Raw genomic sequence first — 25,832 nt, 5'->3', positions numbered from 1 at the left:
GAAATAGTCGCTCCAGAGCGGCGCAGCGGCAATGGTCAAAGCTTTCAACTTGGCTGACTGGTTTGGCCAGTCCGTAGCGAAACGCGGGGGGCTTTTTCGCTTTTCGGTGGGAGCGGGCTGGCCCGCGAAGGCGGTGGGTCAGTCACCACAGCTGTCACTGCACCACCGCTTTCGCAGGCAAGCCAGCTCCCACAGGGTTATGTACTGCCCGGCTCCCACGTTAGTCATTGAGTCGACTGATCAGGCGGTCGATCCAAGTGATTGGACGCGATGCATAGCAGCTTCTAATCTGACCGCCTGCACGCCACAGAAGCCCTCCATGATCGTTCGCCCTAAACCCAACGTCCTGGGTATCCTGTTCTCCCTCAAAGGCTCCATTGCCAAGCGCATTGCCTGGCGCAGCCTGCTGGTCACGCTGTTGGCCTCGGTCATCGTGCTGGTGGAAACCCTGCACCCCACCTATTTTTCCAAGGTCAACGCTACGCCCTTCACCTTGTTGGGCCTGTCACTGTCGATTTTCATGAGTTTTCGCAACAACGCCTGCTACGACCGTTGGTGGGAGGGCCGCAAGCAACTGGGGCAAATGGTCATTGACGTGCGCTCGCTGATTCGCGAGACCCAGGTGCTGGGGGACACCGCCGAGCGTGCTGGCCTGCTGCGCGGCCTGTGCGGTTTTGCCCATGGCTTGGTCGCGCATTTGCGCCATGAAGATCAAGCCCGGGCGATACACCCTTGGATCATCATGCCAGTGGGCCACCCCAACTTGCCGGACAGCGTGCTGCAAACGGTCGGTGCGCGCTTTTCGGTCCTGGCACAACAGGGCGTGATCAGCGAATGGCGCTACACCCAACTGGAAGCCCGGCTAGTCAGCCTGAGCCAGGTGCAGGCGGCATGCGAGCGCATCAAGACCACGCCACTGCCCTTTCCCTACACCCTGCTGTTGCACCGCACCATTTACCTGTTCTGCATCTTGCTGCCATTCGCCATGGCCGAGCCACTTGGCTGGTTGACGCCAGTGTTCACCGCGATTGTCAGCTACACCTTCTTTGGCCTGGATGCGATTGGCGACGAATTGGAAGACCCCTTCGGCTTCGACGAAAACGACTTGCCGTGTGATGCTATCCTGCGGACATTGGAGCGCGAGATCCTCGCCGCCCTTGGTGAAGTCAACCTGCCGCCAGCGTTGGAGCCAGCGGACTACGTGCTGACCTGACGCGGGTTTGACACTCGCCTCGCACTGACCGAAGCTTGGAACTTTGCTGCCCAAGCTTTCGGACGCCTGCATGTCAAAGTCACGCCGTTACTCCATCATCGGCCTGTGCGCCCTGTTGTTGATCGTACTGATCACCTGGTTTTTCTCCCGCACCCCTGCAGTGGCCGTACCCCCAGCCATCGCCCATGGCTATTCCAAGGCCTTGAAGCAGGCGCATAACGGCGAGCCCGGCGCCGCACGTGTGTTGTACCAACAGTTGGGCCGGCCGGACCTGTCGCCCGAGCGCCGCGCCGCCTTGCATGCTGAGCTGCCCAATTACCCCAGCCCCCAGGCGCTGAAGCTGGCCGATAAAGACCTCGCCAATGAGTCGGCGCTGGTGCGCGAAGCCGCTATTCACAGCATCGTCGGCCTGGTGCCCACTGGCCAGCGCACCTTACTGCTCGGCCCGGTGCTGGACGATCCGGAACAATCGGTGCGCTTTGCCGCCGCCAACGCCTTGCTGGGCCTGTCGCCCGATACACTGGGTTTGTACTTTGGCCCACTGCAGCAGGTGCTCGATGAATTCGTGACAACGCTCAAGGCCCGGCCCGAAACCGCTGAAGGCTGGATTCAATTGGCGCGCCTGTACATCCACAGCGCCCTGCTGCCGGAGGCGCAAAACGCCCTGGAGCAGGCAATGCGCTTGCAGCCGGACAACCTGCAAGCGGTGGTATCGCAAATCGAACTGCTGGACAAGCAAGGCAAGACCGACGAGTCGCGCCAACTGCTGGCCCGGCAACTGGCGGCGCATCCGGAGTCGGCCTACCTGCAACATGCCTTGGGCATGTGGCTGTTGCACCATGGCGAGCGCCCCTACGCCCTGCTCGGCCTGTCCAAGGCGGTGGAGCTTGCGCCGGACAACCCGGATTATCGCTATGACCTGGCCACCACCCTGCACGCCCAGGACGAAGTAGAGGCGGCCCAGCGCCAGTTGGAAGAAATCGTCCAGCGGCATCCCGCCAATCGCAAAGCCCGCGTGTTGCTGGTCAATTACTGGAAAGAGACCGGGCAGTTGCAGAACGTTCAGGTGCTGCTCGCCCAACTGGAGCAACAGAACCCGGATGATCCGGCGCTACAACAGGGCCTCTGATAGGCGATCAGCTCAGCACCGCAAAAACGTGTAAAGCGACCTCTCTTCGTACAATTCATCCAAAACGTTGAACCGCTAGTGGCCACTACGGTCAAGTGAATATGGCGCGTCCCAGTCGGCGTGCCCCTCTACTTGTACGTGACCTGAGGGCACTTCTTGAGTACATCCAAACAGCTGTTGAGTGAAAAGGCGGCCACCGGCGTCGAAGGTCTTGATGACATTCTTGCCGGGGGGCTATCGCGAAGCCACGTGTTTTTGCTCGAAGGCGAACCCGGCACCGGTAAAACCACCGTGGCCCTGCATTTTCTGCGGGCCGGTGCGCAGAACGGCGAACGTTGCTTATATATCACCCTGTCCGAAACCGAGCACGAACTGCGCCAGGGTGCCAAATCCCACGGCTGGGACTTGGATGAACATATTCATATCTTCGAGCTGACCCCACCGGAAAGCCTGCTCAACGCCGATCACCAGCAAAGCCTGCTGTACTCCTCCGACCTGGAGCTGGGTGAAGCCACCCGCCAGATCTTTGAAGTGGTAGAGCGGGTCAAGCCGACCCGCGTGGTGGTCGACAGCCTGTCTGAGATCCGCCTTCTGGCGCAAAGCTCGTTGCGCTATCGCCGGCAGATCCTGGCGATCAAGCACTACTTCGTGCGTTATGACGCCACCGTGTTACTGCTGGATGACTTGACCACCGAATCCCTGGATAAGACCGTGCACAGCGTTGCGCACGGGGTGATTCGCCTGGAGGAGCTGACGCCCAACTATGGCGCCGAGCGTCGGCGTATCCGTGTGGTCAAGTACCGGGGCCAGAAATACCGTGGCGGCTTCCACGACTTCACCATCATGGGCGACGGCATTCACGTATTCCCGCGCCTGGTGGCGGCCGAACATCGCGGCGGTTACAACCGTCAAACCTTGAGCAGCGGTATCGAGGAGTTGGATTCTCTGCTCGGCGGGGGGATCGAGACCGGCTCCAGCAGCCTGATTCTCGGCCCGGCCGGTACCGGCAAGTCTTTGATCTCGATGATCTTCGCTGCCGCCGCCGTGGCCCGTGGCGAAAAGGCTGCGCTGTTCATCTTCGATGAAGAGCTGGGCCTGCTGTTCGAGCGCATGAAGAACATGGGCATCGACCTCGCCGCCTTACGGGACACCGGAAACCTGCTGATCGAACAGGTCGACGCGGCCGAACTCTCCCCCGGCGAATTTTCCCACCGGGTTCGCCGCTGCGTGGATGAGCGCGGTATCAAGACCGTGGTCATCGACAGTATCAACGGCTACCAGGCGGCCATGCCCGAAGAAAACGCGCTGATCCTGCATATGCATGAACTGCTGCTATACCTTAACCGCCGTGGTGCAGCCACCTTCATGACGGTGGCCCAGCACGGCCTGGTCGGCGACATGCAGACGCCGGTCGACATCACTTACCTGGCCGACACCGTGATCTTGCTGCGTTATTTCGAGGCCCTGGGTAAAGTTCGCCGGGCCATTTCGGTCATCAAAAAAAGAACGGGCTCCCACGAGTCGACCATTCGTGAATATCGCATCGGCAGCCGCGGTATGACGGTAGGTGTACCCCTGGATAACTTCCAGGGTGTGCTGCGGGGCATTCCAACCTATATGGGTGCCGGCTCCCCTCTGCTCAAGGATGAGGGCTAGTGCCGGCCCTGTCTCCCGTCTACGAGCGTGCCATCGTGCTGGCGCCCATGGGCCGCGATGGCTCATTGGCGCTGATGATGCTTAACGAAGCCGGTTACAGCGGGATTGTCGCCAACAGCCTGGCCGCTCTGTGCGAAGAGCTGACGCAAGCTGCTCATCATTGCGGCTGAGGCACTGCGTGGCGTCGACCTTGAGCCGTTACTCGAGCTGTTGCATCAGCAACCGGCCTGGTCCGACCTGCCTATCGTGCTGATGACCCAGCATGGCGGCAAAGAGCAGAACGGCTCGACGCGGCTGAGCGGCTTGCTGGGCAACGTCACGTTTCTGGAGCGGCCGTTCCATCCCATCACCTTGATCAGTCTGGTGAGCGCGGCCCTGCGCGGTCGACGGCGCCAGTACGAAGCGCGGGACCGGTTGATTGACTTGAGCGAGAGTGAGTTGCGTCTCCAGCGCACTTTGGAAACGCTTGAGCAGCAAGTGGAGGAACGCACCGCCCAACTGCGTCACAATGAAGAAGCCCTGCGTCAATCGCAGAAAATGGAAGCCGTTGGCCAGTTGACCGGGGGTATCGCCCATGACTTCAACAATATGCTTACCGGCATTATCGGTAGCCTGGAACTGCTACGCCGACGTGTGTCCCGGGGCAAACTGGATGACCTGGACAGCCTGATCGACCTGGACGTGACCTCGGCCAACCGCGCGGCGAGCCTCACCCATCGACTGTTGGCGTTCTCCCGTCGACAATCACTGGACTCCAAGCCTGTGCAGATCAACCAGTTGGTCACGTCCATGGGCGAATTATTGCAACGCAGCATCAACGAAAGTATCAACCTGGACATGCGCCTGAGCGACGCCTTGTGGACGGCCGAGGCCGACCCGAACCAGCTCGAAAGCGCCCTGCTCAACCTGGTGATCAACGCGCGCGACGCCATGCCCACGGGTGGCACGCTGACCGTGGAGACCACCAATCGTCACCTCGACAGTGTCTTTACCGCCGCCTACGGCACCTTGACCCCGGGCGACTACGTAGAACTGAGTGTCAGCGACAACGGTTGCGGCATACCGCAACAACTGATGGATCGCGTGTTCGATCCGTTTTTTACCACCAAACCCATCGGCCAAGGCACCGGTCTTGGGCTGTCGATGATCTACGGCTTCGCTCGCCAGTCTCGTGGGCATGTGACCATCCACAGCGAAGTCGGCAAAGGTACGACGGTCAGTTTGTTCCTGCCGCGCTTTATCGGTGAGCCCCAAGCTCAGGAGCCGCTCAACCCGACATTGCTGCCGTTTGCCAATGCAGGGGAAACGGTTTTGATCGTCGAGGATGATCCCGCAGTTCGGGTGTTGGTCAGCGCGGTGCTCAAAGAACTGGGTTACGGGTTTATCGAGGCTGGGGACGCGAATGCGGCGGTGCCGATCATTGAATCCGAACAGCGCATCGACCTGATGATCAGCGACGTCGGTTTGCCGGGAATGAACGGCCGACAACTAGCGGAAATCGGCCGGCAGATTCGTCCGGAACTCAAAGTATTGTTTATTACCGGATACGCCGAGCACGCCGCGGTGCGGGGTGGCTTCCTGGACCCGGGGATGCAACTGATCACCAAGCCTTTTACGTTTGATTTGTTGACGGCCAAGGTGCGGGAGATGATCCAGGCGTAGAGCGGCCACATGTGGCAATAAGTCGTCACGGTTTAGCAGGCAGCAGATGGAATCGATGTGAGTTTTTTTCCACATACGTTGGCGAATAACGCACTACCCACATCGACCAGGAATATTTCTGATGACTGCCATTTCCAATTCACGCTTTTCCGAGCTTTATACGCCCCAACTGGCAAACGCCGTTCCACAACCGCAATCTGCCCGCCTCGAGGTCGCGACAGAGCTTCCGGGAACAAGACAAACCTCTCTGCAAGATAAGGATCAGTGGTTAGCCAGCATATACGGTGGTACGTTGCGAGATTTGTTGGGTGACAATCAAGACTATCGCGAAGTTGAAGTTGACAGAATCCCGTGGAATTCGTCCTTAGGGCAGACGCGTGCGCTGATGCTTAAACTACTTGGAAGCCCTGCGTTCAAGGACTGGGCCAAGCAGAATGATGTAGACCTATCAAAGCCGCTTACTATCAATGTCGACAGCGGTACCCTCGACGTCACGACCACGGGGGCCAAACAGCGAAACCCCTTCGACTTTTCACCGCCCACGCCCACCGCCAAATCCTTGGATATTCACAGCTTTACGGGTTGGCCCCTGCTCATGAGTGTTGCCAAAACGCTGGCAGGCCCCGGCAATGTCGTAAGTTTCGATACCGCATCCACCGCGACCACCGCAACGATCGCAGACATCGCACGGTTTCATGGTCATGCCGTGCCCTCCGACCGCATACTATCGCCTTCTCAGCGACAGGCATCCATCCAGCAGCTACTTGATAAACTGCAGGATCCGGATTCTGACACCTACAATGAGAGGTTTAATTTCCCTCCCCAGCAATACCTGAATAATCAAGTGTCGGAGTTGGGGGATCTGAACAATCGAAATGCCGTGATTGGGGTAATATCAAACGTCGTAAACGAAAAAGCTAAGGACCTTGAGGACCTGGAGGCCGAGCTCCAATTCTGGCAAAAAAGATCTGGTTACGAAGAAACTATCGAAAAGCTCCAGCTAACCATTAAGCAACGGTTGCAAAATGTTCTGGATACGCCAGTTGAGATAGATCCCACCTCTTCCTACTTCCGGGACCACAATCTGAAACCGGATGTGGCGGTGACACTGCGCGACTACCTCGTAGGGCATGGCATAGTACTTCCAACTAATGCGTCGGAGTTAAAGAACATTGCGCAGTCGTTGGCAAGCCCTCCCATTGAAAAACCGGCGCATGGCAATCTAGGTGGGGCGCACTCATGGCCAACGCCGATGAGCAATGATGATCGGCGTGCACTTGCCGCCATGACCAGTAAGTTTTTGGAAGGTCAGCCAGAAAACACCCTGCTCGCCTATTTGACTCGCGGGGTTGAATATCGACAGAATTTCGGTGCAAGCTTTCTGGAAGATCGTAGCCGCGGCATTGACAACGTCCTGGAGTTTCCCAATGTTAAAAAATTCGCCCTTGCGGCGGAGCGCGAATTTGGCGAAATTGCATCGCCTAACGTGATCGCTGATTGGATGTTGACAGCGCTCTACGACTCGTTGGACCCCCTCAGCATCAACGCAACTTCACCCGATTCGAACAGGACTAAAGTTGCAGGCTTCGACCTCGCCAACATGAACCTCTCCGGAATGAACGCCCAAGACATATACGCAACGTTGTCTGATCACTTGCGCGAAACCGGAGTGACGAACCATTACAACGGCGTGCTGGCCATGGAAGTTCTATTGGCCCGCAAGGCTCCGGAACTCCTGGTCAAAGACATACCCGAAACATTGACCAAGGGCACCCACTCTTGGGTCAGTTTCGTTACGGCAGTAGCCCGTATAGAGGCTGAGGCTCCTGGCTCGACCAGCCGAATGACGTATGCCCAAGTCATGATGCGACATGAACTGGCGCCAATAACGCTGGCAGACAAACTGGTTGAGCAGCAGGCTCAAACGGACGCCCTGAAAGACTGGGGCGTTTACAATGGTGTGCTGACCAGGAGCAGCACAGATCAATACTCAGAAGAAGATATGGCAAAGGTGCGCGCTGCATTCAATGAGCAGATGCATCAGTTGAATGAGTCTTCCAAGACGTTTGCGACGCCGTTCCCTGTGCTGCATGAAATGGCAGTGGCCAGCATCAAAGAGCAAAATCCGCACTTGTCGGAAGAGCAAATCAAACGAAAAGTGCTGACACCAAAGGACTCTGGCTTTTTGGAATTTCCAGGGCCCTACTCATTGGTAGATATATTGATTAACGCGGAGCGACACCATAAGGATGTCGCTTTGGATAGCTATACATCCAGCGATAAAGATATCGACCTTAGCACCATCGCCTTGCGAAAATTTACAAACAGCTTCGTAGTGTCTACCTTCGAAGCACAGCTTTCTGTTTTATTCGATCGCTTTGAACGAGCCACGCAAACGCAAGTCAAGAACTTGATTTCCAAACTCCCTGTTGAAGACCGAAATATAATTGAGCATGGGAAAATCACTGTATCCAGAGAAGTTGACGTTACCTACTCTGGCGCTTCGACCACACCAGTAGGGTTAGAACCTTCGCCCCACAGCATCATTGTGCAAAGCGAGTTTGTAGATGCAAGCGGCCGTAAAGGCATTCATACTTATGAAATAGATGGGCCAAATAATATTATTCGCAAACGTGAGGATTTGAATGATAAAACACCCGCAACCATCCCTGGCATACCTGACAAGTCGACCGGCCCCCTCCCTCCCGTAGGTGACAGTGTGGTCCGCACACGGAGCCTTATTCCTATCGTCCCGGATGGCGACTACAAGGAAGATGTCCTAGCGCCTCGGTCAAACGACAACGTCAACAACGCGCCCAACAGCTTCGCCAGCGAAAAGACACAGTACATCGCTGACGCCTTGGTAAAAAAAATCAGTATTCGGGATAACGCAGAGTCACTGCGGGGCACCACTGCATTCGATGGTGAAGTCCCTTTCTGGCAAAAAATCGAAGATTTTGTAGTAGGGCTTATTCCGGGTTATAACGCCGTCAAAAACTTTATCGCAGGAAACTGGCGCGAGGGCCTCATCGATGTGGCGTTTGATGTTTTTGGCTTTCTTCTTGCCGGCGCCGGTGGGGCGGTGCGGGCCGCTGGCGCTGGTGCCAGAGCGGGCTCGTCTGCGTTTGGAAGTACCGCAAAAAGATTGGTGCGTGGCGCCATAGGCGCACTCAACCCTATCGATCCAAAGGGTATTGCGCAAGGCTTCGTGCAAGAAGGTATAACTTACTTGGCGACCAGTGGTCCCGGACGGAATAATCAACCTTCGTTTAAAATCAAGTATGACCCTGTAAAGATCTTCAGGAACGTTGAGAACGCCACAATAGGCAACGCCAACATGCAAGGGACAACAACAGCAATCGCTGCCACCCAGAAAAACGGCAAATGGTATGCCCTTGACCCTGTCAGTAAACAGCCGTTTGGTCTTCCCTTGAAGGATTTCGTGCCTTCGGCATAAAGGATGTCGTCAAGCGGGAAAAACGCGCAATACCTCAAAAAGGTTCTTCTCGGTGGTTCGAGAAGAACTTTTGCTATCGCACAAAACTTGCGCGTCTCGTTTGAATCATCACGCCAATAAACGCTGGATATGCTCCTGCAGCGTATCCAGATCAAACGGCTTGGCCAAAATCGGCGCGTTGCGCGTGATCGGGCTGTTGCAGTCGAGAATTTCCTGCGGATAGCCGCTGATAAAGATCACTTTCAGTTCCGGTCGCAGCTTGAGCGCCGGCTCAGCGATCTGCACCCCGGAAATTCCACCCGGCAGGCGGTAATCGGTGACCATCAAGTCCAGGTGCGGTTTGGTCGCAAGGATTTCGAAGGCCTGCTCCCCGTCGATCGCCTTCAAGACCCGGTAGCCCAAGCCTGCCAGGTACTCACCCAGCACAAACATAATGGATTCGTCGTCCTCGACGATCAGTACGACATCTTGTGCATCTTCACTCATGGGAAGCCTTTGTCCGGTCAATTGCTGCAGTTACGACCATGGAGTCACGCAGAGGTTGCGTCGAGCTGACGATTGATTTCACGCGGTCGCCTCAAGGGGCAAGCACACACGAAACAAGGCGCCCTCGCCTATTTGGCTCTCCACCTCGATGGTGCCGCCATGGGCCGCTACTATCTGCTCGGAAATAAACAATCCCAGGCCCAGGCCGGCGGCGGCATGATTGGCGGAAACCCGTTCGAACTGCTGGAAAATACGCTTCTGGTTGTCTTCACTGATACCAATGCCACGGTCGCGCACTTCCACGCGCGCCTCGCCATGCTCGGTATACACCCGTACATCCACCGGGCTTTTAGCCCCGTAGCGCAGGGCGTTGGTCAGCAGGTTGGTGATCACCTGCTCGATACGGAATTCATCCCAGTGGCCCTCTACAGGCTCGTCTGCCACCAACTGCATCGACGATTCAGCCGCGGCGACCTGTGGCTCGAAGTTGTGCACGAGGTTGCGCACCAACTGCGCCAGGTCAAAACGCGCCGGACGTATGGACAGCTTGCCGGTACGGATGCGTGACACGTCAAGCATGTCTTCGATCAGACGGATCAGGCTTTTGATCTGGCGCTCATCGCGGTCAACCATGGCGTGCATCTTGTCCAGAGTGAACGCGGCGGCGTTGTCCCGGGCCAGGTGCATCTTGCGCAACTGGGTCTCCAGAATCAGCCCGTTCAGGGGTGTACGCACTTCGTGGGCGACAATCGACATGAAGTCGTCACGCATGCGCACCGCTTGTTCCAGTTCGGCCTGAGTGGCCTGCAGGCGCGTGAGCAACAGTTCCTGCTCGCGGCGGCTACGCTCCAGTTCCTCGACTTGCAGCTTCATCGCCTTGCTCTGGCGATACAGGTCGACGAACACATTGACCTTGCTCTTGACCGCATGGATATCCAAGGGCTTATGCAGGAAGTCCACCGCGCCGCTCTCATAACCCTTGAAGGCGTAGTTGAGTTCGCGCCCGGCGGCGCTGACGAACACGATGGGGATGTTCTTGGTCTTTTCGGTGCCGCGCATCAGTTCGGCCAGCTCGAACCCGTTCATGCCAGGCATCTGCACGTCGAGGATCGCCATGGCGAATTCATGTTCCAGCAACAGGGACAACGCCTCATCGGCACTCAATGCCTTGAAGACCTGGCGATCCTCACGCTTGATCAGCGCCTCTAGGGCCAGCAGGTTTTCCGGCAGATCGTCGACGATCAGCAGTTTGGCCTGGACAGTACTTAACATGGGAAGGGTTCCAGGGAAGCCAGCAATGAGCCGATTCGGCTCAAGGAAAGAATATGGTCAGGTGTGTGCAAGGCCAGGGCCGCCAGGGGCATGACGGCAATGCGTGCCTCTTGTGGGTCCTGCACGATGGTAATGCCACCCGATTGCTTGACGTGGGCCAGCCCACTTGCGCCGTCCTGGTTGGCGCCAGTCAACAAAATGGCGAGCAGGCGAGGCCCATACACATCGGCCGCCGAGGAAAACAGGTAGTCGATGGCGGGTCTGGAATGGTGCACCCGGTCTTCCTGGCTCAGGGACAGGCTGCGGTCCTGCTCTACCGACAGGTGATAACCGGGCCCGGCAAAGTACAAGGTGCCCGCCTCCAGCGCTTCTTTGTCCCTTGCCTCCTTGACCGGGATGTTCAGGCGCCGGGCAAAGACTTCCGCCAATTGGCTGCGGCGCTCGTCCGGCAGGTGCAGCACGGCAATGATCGGCAGGCCGAAGGTACTGGGCAACTGGCCGAAAATACTCAGCAACGCCTCGACGCCGCCGGCGGACGCGCCGACGACGATGGCTTCGATCCCCGAAATCGGGGTGTCCGGCGCGTCGCTCATGATTTTCGGTAGATCCGTTCCTGCTTGACCAAGGGTTCGAATTGCTTGCTGTAGGCGGAAAAATCCAGGGTTTCCTTGCTGCCCAGCACCAAAAAGCCGCGATGACACAGCGACTCATGAAACAAGCCAAACGCTCGATCTTGCAATTTTTTATTGAAATAAATCAATACGTTACGGCATGAAATTAATTGCGTTTCTGAAAATACGCTGTCGGTCGCCAGGCTGTGATCGGCAAAGGTCACGTTCTCGCGCAATGTCTTGTCAAAGATCGCGTAATCGTAAGCTGCTGTGTAGTAGTCGGCAAATGAACGTTGCCCGCCGGCCTGCTGATAATTGGCGGTATAGGCGCGCACGTTCTCCAGGGAAAAGATGCCCTGCTTGGCTTTATCCAGCGACGCCGGGTTGATGTCCGTGGCGTAGATGATGGTGCGTTCCAGCAAGCCTTCTTCACGCAGCAGGATGGCCATGGAGTACACCTCCTCGCCTGTGCTGCAGCCGGCGATCCAGATCTTGATCGACGGGTAGGTCTTGAGCAGCGGCACGACTTCCTGGCGAATCGCGAGGAAGTGCGACGGGTCGCGAAACATCTCGCTCACCGGGATGGTCAAGAATTGCAGCAACTGCATGAACGCCGCAGGGTCGTGCAACACGCGCTCTTGCAGTGCGGAAATGGTCGCGCAGTCGAACTGACGCAAGGCATGGGCCACACGGCGTTTGACCGACGCGCCCGAATAGTCGCGAAAGTCGTAGCTGTACTTGAGGTAAATCGCCTCGATCAACAGGCGCAGCTCAATATCGCTACTCTTATCCAAGAAACACTGCTCCACTTAAATGCGTTCCATCTTCGGTAGCCATACGCGAATCAGTGAGAACAGGCGGTCCAGGTCAATCGGCTTGGCCAGGTAATCGTTTGAGCCTGCTGCCAGGCAACGCTCCTGATCGTCCTTCATGGCCTTGGCCGTCACGGCAATGATTGGCAGTTTTTTCCAGCGTGGGTCCTGGCGGATCAAGGCGGTGGCCTCGTAACCGTCCATCTCCGGCATCATCACGTCCATCAGCACCAGGTCGATATCTTCGACTTCATTGAGTTTATCGATAGCCTCTTGGCCGTTACGCCCGATCACCACCACAGCACCTTTGTGTTCCAGGGCGCTGGTCAGGGCGAAGATATTGCGCACGTCGTCGTCCACCAAGAGGATTTTGCGCCCCTCGAACACCTTGTCGCGGCTGCGGGCGGTCTTGAGCATCTTCTGGCGGTCATGGGACAACTGGGATTCGACTTTGTGCAGAAACAGCGTGACTTCATCCAGCAGACGCTCGGGCGAGCGGGCCCCCTTGATGATGATCGAGCGTGAATACTTGCGCAGTTCGGCCTCTTCGTCCCGGGTCAGGTTGCGCCCGGTGTAGACGATCACCGGCGGGAACGAGCAGATGTCCTCGGTGGCCATGCGCTTGAGCAGCTCGTTGCCGAGCATGTCCGGCAGCTTGAGGTCGATGATCATGCAGTCGTAGATGGTGGTGCGCAACAGGTCGAGGGCCTCTTGGGCGAAGCCTACGGCAGTGATCTCGATGTCATCGTCGCCGATCAGGCGGGCAATGCTGTCGCGCTGCAGGTCATCGTCTTCCACCAGCAGGATGCGCTTGACCTTCTGGGTCAACTTGGCTTCCAGGCGCGCGAACACGTCCTTGAGCTCTTCGCGGGTGGTGGGCTTGACCGCATAACCGATGGCACCCATGTGCATGGCGGCTTCGACACGGTCTTCCACAGAGATCACGTGCACCGGGATGTGGCGCGTGTTGGCGTGTTCCTTGAGGCGTTGCAGCACAGTCAGTCCTGAGTGGTCGGGCAGGCGCATGTCCAGCAGAATCGCGTCGGGGATGTATTGCTCGGCGAGGCTGTAGCCCTCGTCGGCACCGTGGGCGACCAGGCAGTGGTAACCCAGCTCGTGGGCAAGATCGAACAGAATGCGCGCAAAATTCGGCTCGTCTTCCACTACCAGGATGCAGCGAGTGCTGAACGGCGCTTTTTCGCGGTCATCGGCAAAGCGCGGGATCAACTCGGCGTCAGCCACCGGCAGCGGCGATACCTTGACGGGCGTTGGTGCCGGCGCGACCACCACTTGGCGCGGTGGCTCGATCGGCGCCGCGGCCTCGTCGCGTTCTACATACTGTTCAGGCAATACGAGCGTGAAAATACTGCCTTTGCCCGGTTCGCTGGTCACACTGATATAGCCGCCCAGCAAGGTGGCCAGGTCACGGGAAATCGACAAGCCCAGGCCTGTACCGCCGTAACGGCGATTGGTGGTGCCGTCGGCCTGGCGGAAAGCTTCGAAGATGCTTTCCTGTTGATCCGGGGCGATACCAATGCCGGAATCGCGCACGGTAAAGGCAATGCCCTCCCCCGGCGCGCGGGACACCGACAGGCTGACCTCGCCCTGTTCAGTGAACTTGATGGCGTTGGACAACAGGTTCTTGAGGATCTGCTCCAGGCGTTGGCGATCAGTAAACAGCAGGGTTGGCGAGCCTTGTTGCACGTCCACCTGGAAGCCCAGTTTGCGGTCCATTGCCAGCGGCTCGAACATGCCACGCAGGCCATCCACCAGGCGCTCGACGCTGGCGTTTTCCGGGCGCACTTCCAGCTTGCCGGCTTCGACCTTGGAAATATCCAGGATGTCGTTGATCAGGTTGAGCAAGTCATTGCCGGCCGAATAGATCGACTCGGCAAACTTGACCTGCTCGGCGCTGAGGTTTTCCTGCGGGTTATCCGCCAGCAGTTTGGCCAGGATCAGCGAACTGTTGAGCGGTGTGCGCAGCTCATGGGACATGTTGGCAAGAAATTCGGATTTGTACTTGCTGGAGCGCTGCAACTCATCGGCGCGGTCTTCCAGCTCAAGCTGGGCCTGGTTCAGCTCGATGTTCTTGCGGTCCATGGCGTCGCGCTGTTCGGCCAGGGTCTGGGTCTGTTCGGCGAGTTGCTCGTTGGTCTGTTCAAGCTCAGCCTGTTGGGTTTCCAGGTGAGCCTGGGACTCCTTGAGGATGCGCGATTGCTCTTCGAGCTCTTCGTTGGCGGTCTTGAGCTCTTCCTGCTGCACTTGCAGCTCTTCGTTGAGTTGCTGGGTCTCGGCCAGCACTTCCTGCAAGCGCTGGCGATAGCGCGCGGCTTCGATGGAGGTGCCGATATTGCCGGCGATCAGTTCCAGCAGTTCGATATCACGCTCATCCAGAGGGCGCAGGAAGCCCAGCTCGACTACGCCGTTGACACGGTCATCATCGCTGGTCGGCATCACCAGGATGCTGCGAGTGGCCCCTTCGCCAAGACCGGAACTGACCTTGAAGTAATCCACCGGCACATCGTCCAGGCGAATCAGACGATTGAGCTGAGCGGCCTGCCCGACGATGCCTTCGTCGCTGTAGATCGACTGTTCTTGCTGTTCCTGCTCGCGGGAGAAACCATACGTGGCCACGCGCTTGAGGCCGCCGTGTTCTTCACGCACGTACAGCGCGGCGACCGCAGAGCCCATGTACTGGGCGAAGAATTGCAGGATATTGCGTCCCAGCATGTTCAGGGTCAGTTGGCCCAGCACTTGCTCGGCCAGCTCGGTCTGGCCATTGCGCAGCCAGGCGGTTTGCTCCAGGCGCCGTGCAATCTTCTGTTGTGACGCGAGGTTTGCGCTGTAACTCTTTGAAAGTGAAATTAAATTCTTCCTGCCGATGTAGGCCAGAAAACCACTCAGCCCCAGTACAAACGCCAGGTACAACGTGACACTGATCACCGTCGTGCGGGTAACCTCTGCGTTACGGGTGATACGGAACTGTTGTTCCATCGCCACCGCGTCCTCATATTCCTTGCGAATTTCATCAGTGAGCCGCTTGCCCCGGCCCGCCTTGACCGCGCCACGGTAATCACCGCTGTTGCGCTGCAGCTCAATCATCGACTGCGCGTAGGTGTTCCATTCGGTCTGCAAGGTTTCCAAGCGCTTGAGCCGGTCAACCTGCTGCGGATTGTCGGCTACCAGGTCTTGCAGATTGCGCAGGTCGGCAATGATCCGCGGCTTGGCCACTTCGTACGGATCAAGGAAGTGCTCGTCACCGGTGATCAGGAACCCGCGCATCCCTGTTTCCAGGTCAACCGTCAGTTTGGACGTCTCATTGAGGTTGTTAATGACGCGGTCGGTGTGCTCCACCCACTGGATCACCGAGAGCAAATAGGTAATCAGGCAGACGAAAAACACCGCGCTGAGCACGCCCACGCCCAAGGGCAGGGCCACGTTCCGGCTCAGCAGGGTACGAAAGCTTTTTTCATCGACGGACGACGCGGGTGTCATGGGCATGCCTTGGCCAAATGCGGGAAAACCGCAAGTTTGCCCGAATAACATCGCTCAACGCTATGTTTGTGCGTTGATTGGCAGCGGATGCGGTCAAGCGCATGGCGCCGGTACCTTGGTGAGTCGGCACGCAAGCGGACGGGACTTTTTGCGCCGCTAAGGTCACAATGCCAGCAATTGCTTCGGAACTTGCTGGCATTGTTATTACTCACAATCTAGTTGCCTTTAAGCCCAGCGCTCTCACTGTTCAGGAAAGTTCACTATGTCCCACACCTCCACCATCCTTGTAGTCGAAGACGACGCCATCGTGCGCATGCTGATCGTCGATGTCCTCGAAGAGTTGGAGTTCACGGTGCTCGAAGCCGCGGATGCTGGGGAAGCACTGGCGCAGGTGCAAAATACCGACCAGATCATCGACCTGATGATGACCGACGTCGGCCTGCCCGACATGGACGGCAAACAACTGGCAACCAAAGTCCGCGAACTGCGCGCTACCCTGCCTATCCTGTTTGCCAGCGGCTATGCCGAAAACATTGATGTGCCCGCCGGTATGCAGGTGATTGGCAAGCCGTTCTCCATTGATCAATTGCGTGACAAAGTCAAATCCATGCTCTAACGCCCCTTCCTCATCGTCCTTTTCAGAGATTAACGTGACGACCGGCCAATAAAACAGGAAACTCAGCGCCTTCACGCCACGCTCTCAGATAGCACTCAGGAAGGACGCAACAACATGATTGGAAAACCGACGCGCCTGCTGTTGGCGAGCCTCTGGATACTCATGAGCTCCGGCGCCTGGGCTGACTTCACCGCAAGCCCCAGCGAAGCCAGGGCCATTGCCAAGGAAGCCTACTTGTACGGCTTCCCGGTGGTGCAGATGTACAAGACGCTCTACACCCAGGCCGTTGATAAAGGCGGTGCCCACTTCAAGGCGCCGTTTAACCGTATCGACAACGGCGCCCAGGTGCTCACCCCCAAGGACAACGCGGTTACCACCCCCAACGTCGACACGCCCTACTCGTTCGTGTGGATGGACCTGCGTAGAGAGCCGCTGGTGCTGACCCTGCCCAAGATTGAAGACAAGCGCTATTACTCGGTGCAGTTGATCGACCTCTATACGCAGAATTTTGCCTACCTGGGTACCCGCAGTACCGGCAATAACGGCGGCCACTACATGATCGCCGGGCCAGACTGGAAAGGTCAGCAGCCGGTGGACATCGACCGTGTGGTCTACAGCGAAAGCAACATCGCCTACGCCCTTTACCGCACGCAGCTGTTTGATGACAAAGACCTGGGCAAGGTCAAGCAGATCCAGAGCGGCTACAAGGTGCAGGCGCTGAGCAGTTATGTGAAGCAACCCGCGCCTGCCACTGTGCCGAAGATCCAATGGCCCAAGCCGATGGCAACCATGACCGAAGGCCCGCAGCTGTTTCACTACCTGAACTTCATGCTGGCCTTCGCCGCGCCCCAGGACAGCGAAAAAGATCTGCTGGCACGCTTTGCCAAGATCGGTATCGCCCCAGGCGCGCCGTTCAAGGTCAAGCAGTTGACTACCGAGCAGCGCAAGGCCCTGGAGGACGGCATCGCCGATGGCCGCGCCGAATTCGCCGCGTTCAAGAAGGCCAAGGTGGATACCCACCAAGTGACCGACGCAGACCTGTACGGCAGCCGCGACCACCTGCAAAACAACTACCTGTACCGCTACGCCGGTGCCGAGCTGGGGATGTTCGGCAACTCCAGTGATGAAGCCGCGCACTTGAGCTACGTCATCGACAGCGAGGGCAAGCCGGCTAATGGTGCACGCCACAGCTACACCGTGCATTTTGCCAAGGACCAGCTGCCGCCGGCCGATGCGTTCTGGTCACTGACGATGTATGACGCAAAGACCAAATTGCTGGTGCCGAATCACAAGAAGCGCTACCTGATCAATTCGCAGATGCTGCCGACCCTCAAGCTCGATGCCGATGGTGGCTTGACCCTGGCGCTGCAGCACCACGAACCTCCCAAGGCTGAGCAGAGCAACTGGTTGCCGGCCCCGCCCGGCCCGTTCTACGCGGTGTTGCGCATTTACCTGCCCAAGCCTGAAGTCGCTGGCGGCCAGTGGAAGCTACCAGCGTTGACGCCGCTTAAATAAGCTCGGCGAAAAAAAAGGCACGGCGGGTGATGACCCGCCGTGCTTTTTTTGACTCAGTGTTTTTTCAGCTTCACGTAGGACTGGTGCAGGTCCGACGCCCAACCATCGATGACGCTTTTCACATCGTCGGCCTTCATCACTTGGGAGTCATTAGCCAGCGGCTTGCCGGTGCCTTTGCGCACCACTTGGGCCAGCACTTTATGAGTGGCGCCGTCGAGAAACTGCGCCTCGGTGCCCAGGGTGGTCTCCTGGTCGCGAATGCCGGTGCCGGTGCTCACTGCCGCAGCCACCAGGGCGACGGGAATAAATTCATAAGGCTTGAGGCTCTCGGTCTTGCTGCTCACGGCGGTAATCGCCGCCCTTACCACGATCACTCCAGGGCCAGGGGCATTGGCCACGGGCAATGACTGAGCCAGCTCGCGCTTGAGCGCCTGGTTGTAATAGTCGTTGATTCCCCGCAACGTGCTCTCTGGAATGCGGGAAGTGGCCTGGGGCTTGGGGTAAAACTGGGTGGGCTCGATGTACACCGCCGTGTAACGGTTCAAATCCAGTTGTGGATCAACCCAGCGCATCACCTCAGCCCCCGAGGGTGACTTGGCCTCCTTGAGCTGGCTGTAGTTGGAAAGAAACCCTGAATACTCATTCGGTTGCACCACCTTGCTGGCGCAACCGGCCATACCGAGCGAAGCGACGCACAGTGTACCGATCATTAGCCTTAATTTCATTATTGAACTCCCTGGCGAGCATCATCGTAAGAACGAGTGGTAGGTATAGCCAATGTTGAGGCATCGCACCTTAATTTAGCGCCGGGTATTGATCAGAAGTGATCGTTGATCAAGGTTATTTGAACTGCTCCGGTGAATTGGCTGGCAACTGCGTATGACTCATCCGCCTTCAATGGGTAAGGTGAAGCCACACTTTTTGTCCGGAGCACCACATGCACACCATCGGCCTTATCGGCGGCATGAGCTGGGAGTCCAGCGCCGAGTATTACCGCCTTATCAACCAGCGTGTGCGCGACCAGCTCGGCCCGCTGCGGTCGGCGCAAGTGTTGATGTACAGCGTGGATTTCGGCCCGGTGGAACAGGCTCAGCATGCCGGGCGTTGGGACGATACCGCGCTGATCCTGGAAGATGCCGCGCGACGCTTGCAGGCCGGGGGGGCTGATTGTGTGGTGCTGTGTACCAACACCATGCATTTAGTGGCACCGCGCATTGAGGCGGCAGTGTCGATTCCCTTCCTGCATATTGCCGATGCCACGGCGGCTGCGGCCCTGGAGGCCGGGACCTTGACGGTGGGCTTGTTGGGTACCGCGTTCACCATGGAGCAGGATTTCCTTAAATCGCGCCTCGCCGGCCAGGGGCTCACCGTGCTGGTGCCAGACGCGGATGAACGCAAGGCGGTGCACCGAATCATCTATGAAGAGTTGTGCGTGGGCGTCATCAGCGACGCCTCGCGCCAGGTGTATCAGCAGGCGATCCAGACACTCGCCGCACGCGGCGCTCAGGCGATTATTCTTGGCTGCACGGAAATCTGCCTGCTGATCCAGCCCGAACACAGCGCCCTGCCGCTGCTGGACACCACCGCGTTGCACGCGCAGGCCGCGGTGGGGTTTGCCTTGCAGGGCATCTGTACCGGGCGCTGACTCTGTGGGCAATGCATGAGCCGTGTGGGAGCTGGCTTGCCTGCGATAGCGGTGGTTCAGTTGAAGATTCAGTGACTGACACTCCGCCTTCGCGGGCAAGCCCGCTCCCACAGTTTTACAGGATCAAGCCGACGTGCGCAGGCGCGCCATGCTCAGGGTGTCGACAAACATACCGTCGCGCAGGGCGTAATCGCGCAGCCGCCCTTCCACTTCGAAGCCGAACTTGCGGTACAGGTTGTGCGCAGGCTCGTTGTCGGCGTAGACCGTCAGCTCCACACGGCGCAGGTTCATCCAGTTGTCGGCCACCTCCAGCGCGGCCGCCAACAGCCGCGAACCGACACCCTTGCCCTGCCAGGCGGGCGCCACGCCCATACCCAACGAACCAACGTGGCTCTGGCGTACGCGCAGGTACTGCTCAAGCCCTAATTGGCCAATCACCTCACTGCCATGCAACGCCACCAGTTGCAGGCGCCGCTCGTTATCCATCACCAGGCGCTTGCGCCACATCTCAACCGACTGAAAAGGCATTTGCAGCACCTGACGGCAAACAGCCGGTTCGTTGTATAGCGAGGCGACGCCCTCCAGGTGGGCCTCGGTAAAACGCTGGATCACGATAGACGGTTCAGGTGGGTGCATTGCATTTCATCCTTTGAAAGACAAGTGGCGGACCAGTTTAGAGGCTAAGCGCCTGGCTGACGAGTCGGGCGTTTTCTTACCAGCCAACCAGCACCATCCTGCATCTGAACGATGGCGATCCCTATGCGCAGCGCCGATACTCAGCTCAGGCCCTGCCCCGTCAACCCGACACTTCGGCCTTCACCCTGTGACGAGAACAACAAAAAAAGTCCCACAGAGGAATACCCATGAGCCGTCTTGATTACTCGGGCCTGTTGCAGGCCTTCAGCACCCTGACCCTGGACCTGCAACGCTTGGCCCAACACCAGGACATCGAACACTTCCAGTGCCATGCCCTGGCACGCGTCAGCCAATTGCTGGCCTTCGACAGTGCCTGGTGGGGGCGCTCGGCTGTCATCAACGGTCTGCCGCAAGAGCACAACAGCTACCTCTACCAGTTGCCGCCCGACTACCTGGCGGACTGGCAGTCAATCCGCCATCTGGACGTGACCGTTGCACGGGTGCATGCCTCGCCTGGCGAGGCAGTAATTATCGATATGCGCGACCCCGCCAGCGGCAGCGCCTTGAACTGGCTAGCGCAACGCCACGGCCTAGGTGAATTGCTATGTGTCATCCATATCGACCCGCAAACCCACCTCAGCCACCACCTGACGCTCTACCGCCAGCCCACTGCGCCCACGTTCAACGTGCAGGATTGCCAGTTGCTCAATAACCTGATGCTGCATCTGGTGGCGGCGGTCTCGGCAAACCAGATCCGCACCTTGGTGGCCATGCGTGAAACCCTGGCCAGCCCGCGCAATCTGGCCCTGGCGGTGTGCGACCCCCGGGGTGTGTTGCAATGCGCCGAGCGCGGTTTTGTCGACCTGCTGCTCAGCGAATGGCCGCAATGGTGTGGCCCCACCCTGCCGGTGCCGCTTGATGAGCGCGGGTATGACGGCAAGCGCATCCACATCCAGGCGTCCCCAGTGGGCGACCAATTGCTGTTGGCCGCGCGCCTCAACCGTGCCCTGCCCCAGCTCAGCCCACGGGAAAACGACGTGGCCCAAGGCTTCGGCGAGGGCAAGACCTACAAGGAAGTGGCCCGCGACCTTGGCCTTTCGCCCAATACCGTGCGCCACCATATTCGCGCCATCTACGCCAAGCTCGGCGTCAAGGACAAGGCGCGCATAGCGCACCTGGTGCACGCCCCGCCCGACTGACCCTGCCCGCTTCTCCCACGGTTTTGCCACGGTCGTTTTTTACGGTCACGGGCTGCTGTTGCCCATTTTCCGGCCTCCTCTAACACGAGACGCTTCGCCATGACTTCAACGCGCCTACGTAACCTGACAGTGCTGTGCGCCAGCCTGTTCAGCCTCGACAGCCAGGCTGCCGACCTCAACGCCCGCGATTTTTTCGCCGCCCCACCGGGCACCCGCCTGGGTGTGCTGTACCTGCCCGCCACCCGCGCCAGCGATTTCCATGGCCCCGCCGACAGCACCGGCAAGGCCGACCTCAGGGTCAACGCCGTGGCCTACCGTCAGGTGTATTTCACCGACGCCTGCGGCACGTTGTGCACGCCGCAATTCATCCTGCCCTTTGCCGACATCAGCGCACGCCTTCCCGGCGCCAACCAGCGCAGCCGCGAGCGCGGCCTGGGCGATCCACAGGTGGGCGGCACGCTGTTTTTCGTCAACGACCCGGTGACGCGCACTTACAGCGGCTTGTTGAGCCTGATCACTGTGCCGATAGGTGAGTACCACAGCCAAAACCCGGACGTGTCCCCCGGTGCCAATCGCTGGGGCGCCACCTTTGTCTACAACTACACCCACGGTATCGGTGAGAAATGGGTGCTGGAAGCCAACCTGGAAGCCCAGCTCTATGGCCGCAATGACGATTACTTCGGCAGCGAACTCAAGCAAGCCCCGCTGTATCGCCTGCAGGCTTTTGCCTCGTATGACTTCAGTGCCGCCACTTACGGCGCATTGCGCCTGATCCAGGCCGACGGTGGCGCCCTGCGCCTCAACAACCGTCGCCTCGACGATACCCACAAGCGCTACACCCAAGTCGGCTTCGAACTCGGGCACTGGCTCGACCGGCAGAACCAACTGATGGTCAGCCTTTCGCAACACGTTGCGGCTTCCAATGGTTATGCCGGCACCGAAGCGCTGTTGCGCCTCGTGCATGTGTTCTGACCCCTTTCCCTGGAGCTTGAAAATGCCCATTTCCAACCCTGCGATAACGGCACGGCTGGCGGCGATCGTACTGTTTGCCGCCATCACTCCGACCCTCCTGATGACTGCTCCCGCCGTGGCCGCGCAGTTGGCCAGCCAATGGCAACTGAGCCCGGCGCGGATTGGCGACTTGTTTTCCGTGGAACTGGGCGCCATGAGCCTGGCGACCTTGCCCGCCTGGTGGTGGCTCAAGCGGGTTGACTGGCGCACTGCCGCCCGGGTCGCCACGCTGCTGTTCATTGCGGCCAACCTGCTGTCGATGCTCGCCGACACCTACGCCGTGCTGCTGGTGTTGCGCGGGGCCAGCGCCCTGGCCGGCGGTTCGTTGATGATCCTCTGCCTGGCCAGTGCCGCCACCACCGCCAATCCCAGCCGAGTCTATGGTTTGTGGGTGATGGGGCAGTTGATCGTCGGTGCCGTCGGCCTGGTGGTGCTGCCTGGTTTGTTCGAACGGTTTGGTTTGAATGCCTGCTACCTGATCCTGGCAGGGTTGATGGTTCTGCTGCTGCCATTGGCGCGGGCTTTTCCCGCCGGTAGCCGTGCGTTGCCCGCCAGCCGCACCCCGGTCTTGCCCGGTTCACGCTGGAAAGCCGCCCTGGGGGTTGGCGCGGTCCTGGCCTTTTATATCAGCTTGGGAGGGGTCTGGACCTTTATCGGTGCCTTGGGCGCCAGTGCCGGGATTTCGGCGCAGCACAGCGGCGACATCCTCGCCATCGCCACCGTGATGGGCATTGCCGGGGCCGCGAGCGCTTCACTGATCGGGACCCGCTTGCCGCGTGGAGTGCTGTTGTTGCTGGGCTACCTGTTGATGGCGGCAGCGGTGCTTCTGTTGTTCGGCCAGCCCGCATTGCTGCGATTTGCTTTGGCGGCGCTGCTGTTCAAATTCACCTGGACCTTCATTCTGCCGCTGATCCTGGCCTGCCTGGCCGACCTTGATCACAGCGGCAAGCTGATGAACGCCTCCAACTTGGTCATCGGCGGCGGCCTGGCCATCGGCCCGGCGCTCGCTGGCCGCCTGATCGAGGCCAGCGGCGGTTTCAGCCTGTTGCTGCTTGGTGCAGCCGCTATGACCTTGCTGTCTCTGGTGATGATCGTCGCCAGCCGTCCCCACTCCCCCACTGAACTGGAACCGGTATGAACCCAACCACCGCATTTTTCTTCGACGAAATGAGCCTGTGGCACAGCGCCGGCGCCCATGCGCTGACCCTGCCCGTGGGCGGCTGGGTGCAGCCGCCGGCCGGCAGCGGGCATGCCGAGTCACCGGAGACCAAGCGCCGCCTGAAAAGCCTGTTGGATGTCTCCGGACTGAGCCGCCAACTACAACTGCATAGCGCGCCGCCCGCCAGTGAAGAGGATCTGCTGCGGGTCCACAGCCGCGCTTACCTGCAGCGTTTCAAGGCCTTGAGCGATGCGGGTGGCGGTGAGCTTGGCCCCCAGGCACCGATTGGGCCGGGCAGCTTCGAAATTGCGCAACTGTCCGCCGGACTGACCCTGGCCGCCGTGGACATGGTGCTCAAGGGCCAGGCGCACAACGCCTATTCGCTGTCGCGGCCACCGGGTCATCACTGCCTGGCAGACAGTGCTATGGGCTTTTGTTTTCTGGCCAACATTGCCATTGCCATCGAGGCCGCCAAGGCCCGCAACGGTCTGGGCAAAGTCGCGGTGATCGACTGGGATGTGCACCACGGTAACGGCACGCAGTCGATCTTCGAAGAACGGGCCGATGTGTTGACGGTATCCTTGCACCAGGACGGCTGCTACCCGCCCGGTTACAGCGGCGAGCAGGATCGCGGCCGCGGGGCGGGCGTGGGGGCCAACATCAATATCCCCTTGCCGCCAGGCAGTGGCCACGCCACCTATCTACACGCCATGGAACGCATCGTAGTGCCCGCGCTGGAGCGCTTCGAGCCGGAGTTGATCATCGTCGCCTGTGGTTATGACGCCAACGCCGTCGACCCGTTGGCGCGCATGCTGTTGCACAGTGAATCGTTCCGGCTGCTGACCCGCGCCCTGCGCCTGGCCGCCGAGCGTCTGTGCCAGGGCCGCCTGGTGCTGGTACATGAAGGCGGCTACAGCGAAGCCTATGTGCCGTTCTGCGGCTTGGCGACCCTGGAGGAACTGAGCGGAGTGCGCACGGCGGTGCAAGACCCGATGCTTGAATTTGTGCAGTTGCAGCAACCCGGTGCGCAGCTACAGGGGTTTCAAGAGCAGTGGGTGGAGCGGCTGGCGCGCGGGGTCAGCGAGTAGCTGCCAGGCGCCATACCCGTGCAACGTCCGAGGCCCGCTCACGCAACAGGCGCGGCGCCTCGTGACAGGCTTGCTCCAGAGACATCGGCCCCGACGGCAAGGCGAACGCTGCATCCACACCGTGGGCGTACATCTGCTCGTAGCCGTCGCCCAAGGTGCCCGCGATCACGACCACCGGCACGCCGTGTCGCCGGGCAATGCGCGCCACGCCAAACGGAGTTTTTCCCCGCAGCGTCTGGGCGTCGAAGCGACCTTCACCGGTGATTACCAGGTCGGCGCCACGCACCGCTTCATCGAGGCCAACCAGTTCAGCGACTACCTCAACCCCTGGACGAAACTGGGCAGCGAGAAACGCCTTGGCAGCAAAGCCCAGGCCACCGGCGGCGCCGCTGCCAGGTTCGTCGCGCACATCCTTGGGCAGCACCTGAGCGCAATGGTCAGCGAAGTGCCCAAGGGCCGCGTCCAGGTGTGCCACTTGCTCGGGACTCGCGCCTTTTTGCGGGCCGAAAATCGACGAGGCACCGTGGGGGCCGCACAGGGGATTGTTGACGTCGGCGGCGATTTCAAAACGCACCTGCGCCAGGCGCGGGTCGAGTTGTTCAAGGCTGATATGGGCCAGGCGTGCCAATGCCAACCCACCCGCCGGCAGTGGCTGACGTTCGCTATCCAATAGCTGCACGCCAAGGGCCTGCATCGCTCCCGCCCCGCCATCGTTGGTGGCACTGCCGCCAATCGCCAGGATGATGCGCTGCGCCCCGGCATCCAGCGCGGCGCGGATCAACTCGCCGGTGCCATAGGTGGTACTGGAACAGGCGTCGCGCTGCCCCGGCGCGACGAGTTGCAGGCCGCTGGCCTCGGCCATCTCGATCATCGCGGTATGGCTGTCGGCCAACCAGCCCCAACGTGCTTCGACGCTGTCGCCCAGCGGGCCTCGGACTGTTTGCCGACGTAATTGCCCCTTACACGCGGCGAGCACCGCATCCACCGTGCCTTCACCGCCATCGGCCATCGGGCATTGAAGCACGTGCGCATCCGGCCAGACCTCGGCCCACCCCTCGGCAATCGCCTGGGCGACGCCTGCGGCACTCAGGCTGTCTTTGAACGAGTCAGGGGCGATCACGATTTTCATGGACGTTCTCCGGTTTTTATAACGCCCATGCTGCCAGTTGG

At 59.4% G+C, this 25,832-nt stretch carries 19 protein-coding genes and 1 pseudogene; 12 read left to right on the top strand and 8 right to left on the bottom strand.

Features of this window, described 5'->3' with window-relative positions:
* Positions 1-319: 319 nt before the first annotated feature.
* The 5 genes and pseudogenes from JMV15_RS08355 to JMV15_RS08335 all read left to right on the top strand — a co-directional run bounded on the left by JMV15_RS08355 (position 320) and on the right by JMV15_RS08335 (position 9,117).
* Positions 320-1,213: a bestrophin family protein gene (locus tag JMV15_RS08355; RefSeq protein WP_038450163.1), complete on the top strand. Its 894-nt coding sequence runs from the start codon at positions 320-322 to the stop codon at positions 1,211-1,213.
* A 70-nt stretch (positions 1,214-1,283) separates the two neighbouring features.
* Entirely contained in the window at positions 1,284-2,342 is a 1,059-nt protein-coding gene (locus JMV15_RS08350) for a tetratricopeptide repeat protein (RefSeq protein WP_201491347.1), read from the top strand.
* Positions 2,343-2,498: 156 nt separating this feature from the next.
* Positions 2,499-3,998: an ATPase domain-containing protein gene (locus tag JMV15_RS08345; protein ID WP_014718480.1), complete on the top strand. Its 1,500-nt coding sequence runs from the start codon at positions 2,499-2,501 to the stop codon at positions 3,996-3,998.
* Positions 3,998-5,660 (top strand): annotated as a pseudogene (locus JMV15_RS08340) (ATP-binding protein). The gene JMV15_RS08345 and the pseudogene JMV15_RS08340 overlap by 1 nt, the downstream one beginning before the upstream one ends.
* A 121-nt stretch (positions 5,661-5,781) precedes the next feature.
* Positions 5,782-9,117, top strand: coding sequence for a hypothetical protein (locus JMV15_RS08335; RefSeq protein WP_038450167.1), 3,336 nt, complete (start codon positions 5,782-5,784; stop codon positions 9,115-9,117).
* 108 nt (positions 9,118-9,225) lie between these two features.
* Here the strand turns inward: JMV15_RS08335 and JMV15_RS08330 are convergent, their stop codons facing one another.
* The 5 genes from JMV15_RS08330 to JMV15_RS08310 form a co-directional block, all read right to left on the bottom strand.
* Positions 9,226-9,603, bottom strand: coding sequence for a response regulator (locus JMV15_RS08330; RefSeq protein ID WP_005788286.1), 378 nt, complete (start codon positions 9,601-9,603; stop codon positions 9,226-9,228).
* A 78-nt stretch (positions 9,604-9,681) separates the two neighbouring features.
* Positions 9,682-10,875 carry a hybrid sensor histidine kinase/response regulator gene (locus JMV15_RS08325; protein ID WP_020302773.1) on the bottom strand — a complete coding sequence of 398 codons (1,194 nt, stop codon included), beginning with the start codon at positions 10,873-10,875 and terminating at the stop codon, positions 9,682-9,684.
* The gene (locus tag JMV15_RS08320; RefSeq protein WP_020302772.1) at positions 10,869-11,468 is read right to left on the bottom strand and encodes a chemotaxis protein CheB; all 600 of its coding nucleotides are present in this window, start codon (positions 11,466-11,468) and stop codon (positions 10,869-10,871) included. The genes JMV15_RS08325 and JMV15_RS08320 overlap by 7 nt, the downstream gene beginning before the upstream one ends.
* Positions 11,465-12,295, bottom strand: coding sequence for a CheR family methyltransferase (locus JMV15_RS08315; RefSeq protein ID WP_019817062.1), 831 nt, complete (start codon positions 12,293-12,295; stop codon positions 11,465-11,467). The genes JMV15_RS08320 and JMV15_RS08315 overlap by 4 nt, the downstream gene beginning before the upstream one ends.
* Positions 12,296-15,793, bottom strand: coding sequence for a response regulator (locus JMV15_RS08310; protein WP_014718486.1), 3,498 nt, complete (start codon positions 15,791-15,793; stop codon positions 12,296-12,298). It lies immediately after the preceding gene.
* A gap of 262 nt (positions 15,794-16,055) precedes the next feature.
* Here JMV15_RS08310 and JMV15_RS08305 point away from each other — a divergent pair, with 262 nt between their 5' ends.
* Together JMV15_RS08305 and JMV15_RS08300 are read left to right on the top strand one after the other, a co-directional pair.
* Complete coding sequence (locus JMV15_RS08305; protein ID WP_014718487.1) at positions 16,056-16,409, top strand: response regulator; 354 nt, start codon at positions 16,056-16,058, stop codon at positions 16,407-16,409.
* Positions 16,410-16,523: 114 nt separating this feature from the next.
* A complete protein-coding gene (locus tag JMV15_RS08300; RefSeq protein WP_020302770.1) occupies positions 16,524-17,924 on the top strand; it encodes a DUF1254 domain-containing protein in 1,401 nt (466 codons plus the stop codon).
* Positions 17,925-17,977: 53 nt separating this feature from the next.
* Here JMV15_RS08300 and JMV15_RS08295 read toward each other — a convergent pair whose 3' ends face one another.
* On the bottom strand, positions 17,978-18,649 hold the full coding sequence (locus tag JMV15_RS08295; RefSeq protein WP_014718489.1) for a DUF3313 domain-containing protein: 672 nt from the start codon (positions 18,647-18,649) through the stop codon (positions 17,978-17,980).
* 212 nt (positions 18,650-18,861) lie between these two features.
* Between JMV15_RS08295 and JMV15_RS08290 the strand changes: the two genes are divergently transcribed.
* Entirely contained in the window at positions 18,862-19,569 is a 708-nt protein-coding gene (locus JMV15_RS08290) for an aspartate/glutamate racemase family protein (RefSeq protein WP_019817064.1), read from the top strand.
* A 123-nt stretch (positions 19,570-19,692) separates the two neighbouring features.
* On the opposite strand, the gene JMV15_RS08285 is transcribed toward JMV15_RS08290, so the two are convergent.
* A complete protein-coding gene (locus JMV15_RS08285; protein WP_014718491.1) occupies positions 19,693-20,205 on the bottom strand; it encodes a GNAT family N-acetyltransferase in 513 nt (170 codons plus the stop codon).
* Positions 20,206-20,432: 227 nt separating this feature from the next.
* Here JMV15_RS08285 and JMV15_RS08280 point away from each other — a divergent pair, with 227 nt between their 5' ends.
* The 4 genes from JMV15_RS08280 to JMV15_RS08265 all read left to right on the top strand — a co-directional run bounded on the left by JMV15_RS08280 (position 20,433) and on the right by JMV15_RS08265 (position 24,662).
* The gene (locus JMV15_RS08280; RefSeq protein ID WP_073452454.1) at positions 20,433-21,404 is read left to right on the top strand and encodes a helix-turn-helix transcriptional regulator; all 972 of its coding nucleotides are present in this window, start codon (positions 20,433-20,435) and stop codon (positions 21,402-21,404) included.
* 99 nt (positions 21,405-21,503) lie between these two features.
* Positions 21,504-22,376: a transporter gene (locus JMV15_RS08275; RefSeq protein ID WP_019817065.1), complete on the top strand. Its 873-nt coding sequence runs from the start codon at positions 21,504-21,506 to the stop codon at positions 22,374-22,376.
* Between the two features lie 22 nt (positions 22,377-22,398).
* Complete coding sequence (locus tag JMV15_RS08270) at positions 22,399-23,553, top strand: MFS transporter (protein ID WP_201491346.1); 1,155 nt, start codon at positions 22,399-22,401, stop codon at positions 23,551-23,553.
* Positions 23,550-24,662 (top strand): class II histone deacetylase, encoded by a 1,113-nt coding sequence (locus tag JMV15_RS08265; protein ID WP_019817066.1) that lies wholly within the window; start codon positions 23,550-23,552, stop codon positions 24,660-24,662. The genes JMV15_RS08270 and JMV15_RS08265 overlap by 4 nt, the downstream gene beginning before the upstream one ends.
* Here the strand turns inward: JMV15_RS08265 and JMV15_RS08260 are convergent.
* Positions 24,652-25,791: a glycerate kinase gene (locus JMV15_RS08260; RefSeq protein ID WP_019817067.1), complete on the bottom strand. Its 1,140-nt coding sequence runs from the start codon at positions 25,789-25,791 to the stop codon at positions 24,652-24,654. The two genes, JMV15_RS08265 and JMV15_RS08260, sit on opposite strands and share 11 nt — an antisense overlap.
* Between the last annotated feature and the right edge of the window lie 41 nt (positions 25,792-25,832).

The sequence above is a fragment of the Pseudomonas paracarnis genome (assembly GCF_904063055.1).
In the GTDB taxonomy this organism is placed as follows: domain Bacteria; phylum Pseudomonadota; class Gammaproteobacteria; order Pseudomonadales; family Pseudomonadaceae; genus Aquipseudomonas; species Aquipseudomonas paracarnis.
This window is presented reverse-complemented; position numbering and strand designations above follow the sequence as displayed.

Coding starts and splice junctions, on each gene's coding strand:
- JMV15_RS08355 (WP_038450163.1), top strand. CDS start 320: ATGATCGTTCGCCCTAAACCCAACGTCCTGGGTATCCTGTTCTCCCTC.
- JMV15_RS08320 (WP_020302772.1), bottom strand. CDS start 11,468: ATGAGCGACGCGCCGGACACCCCGATTTCGGGGATCGAAGCCATCGTC.
- JMV15_RS08260 (WP_019817067.1), bottom strand. CDS start 25,791: ATGAAAATCGTGATCGCCCCTGACTCGTTCAAAGACAGCCTGAGTGCC.
- JMV15_RS08285 (WP_014718491.1), bottom strand. CDS start 20,205: ATGCACCCACCTGAACCGTCTATCGTGATCCAGCGTTTTACCGAGGCC.
- JMV15_RS08335 (WP_038450167.1), top strand. CDS start 5,782: ATGACTGCCATTTCCAATTCACGCTTTTCCGAGCTTTATACGCCCCAA.
- JMV15_RS08290 (WP_019817064.1), top strand. CDS start 18,862: ATGCACACCATCGGCCTTATCGGCGGCATGAGCTGGGAGTCCAGCGCC.
- JMV15_RS08330 (WP_005788286.1), bottom strand. CDS start 9,603: ATGAGTGAAGATGCACAAGATGTCGTACTGATCGTCGAGGACGACGAA.
- JMV15_RS08325 (WP_020302773.1), bottom strand. CDS start 10,875: ATGTTAAGTACTGTCCAGGCCAAACTGCTGATCGTCGACGATCTGCCG.
- JMV15_RS08265 (WP_019817066.1), top strand. CDS start 23,550: ATGAACCCAACCACCGCATTTTTCTTCGACGAAATGAGCCTGTGGCAC.
- JMV15_RS08350 (WP_201491347.1), top strand. CDS start 1,284: ATGTCAAAGTCACGCCGTTACTCCATCATCGGCCTGTGCGCCCTGTTG.
- JMV15_RS08310 (WP_014718486.1), bottom strand. CDS start 15,793: ATGACACCCGCGTCGTCCGTCGATGAAAAAAGCTTTCGTACCCTGCTG.
- JMV15_RS08270 (WP_201491346.1), top strand. CDS start 22,399: ATGCCCATTTCCAACCCTGCGATAACGGCACGGCTGGCGGCGATCGTA.
- JMV15_RS08275 (WP_019817065.1), top strand. CDS start 21,504: ATGACTTCAACGCGCCTACGTAACCTGACAGTGCTGTGCGCCAGCCTG.
- JMV15_RS08300 (WP_020302770.1), top strand. CDS start 16,524: ATGATTGGAAAACCGACGCGCCTGCTGTTGGCGAGCCTCTGGATACTC.
- JMV15_RS08280 (WP_073452454.1), top strand. CDS start 20,433: ATGAGCCGTCTTGATTACTCGGGCCTGTTGCAGGCCTTCAGCACCCTG.
- JMV15_RS08295 (WP_014718489.1), bottom strand. CDS start 18,649: ATGAAATTAAGGCTAATGATCGGTACACTGTGCGTCGCTTCGCTCGGT.
- JMV15_RS08305 (WP_014718487.1), top strand. CDS start 16,056: ATGTCCCACACCTCCACCATCCTTGTAGTCGAAGACGACGCCATCGTG.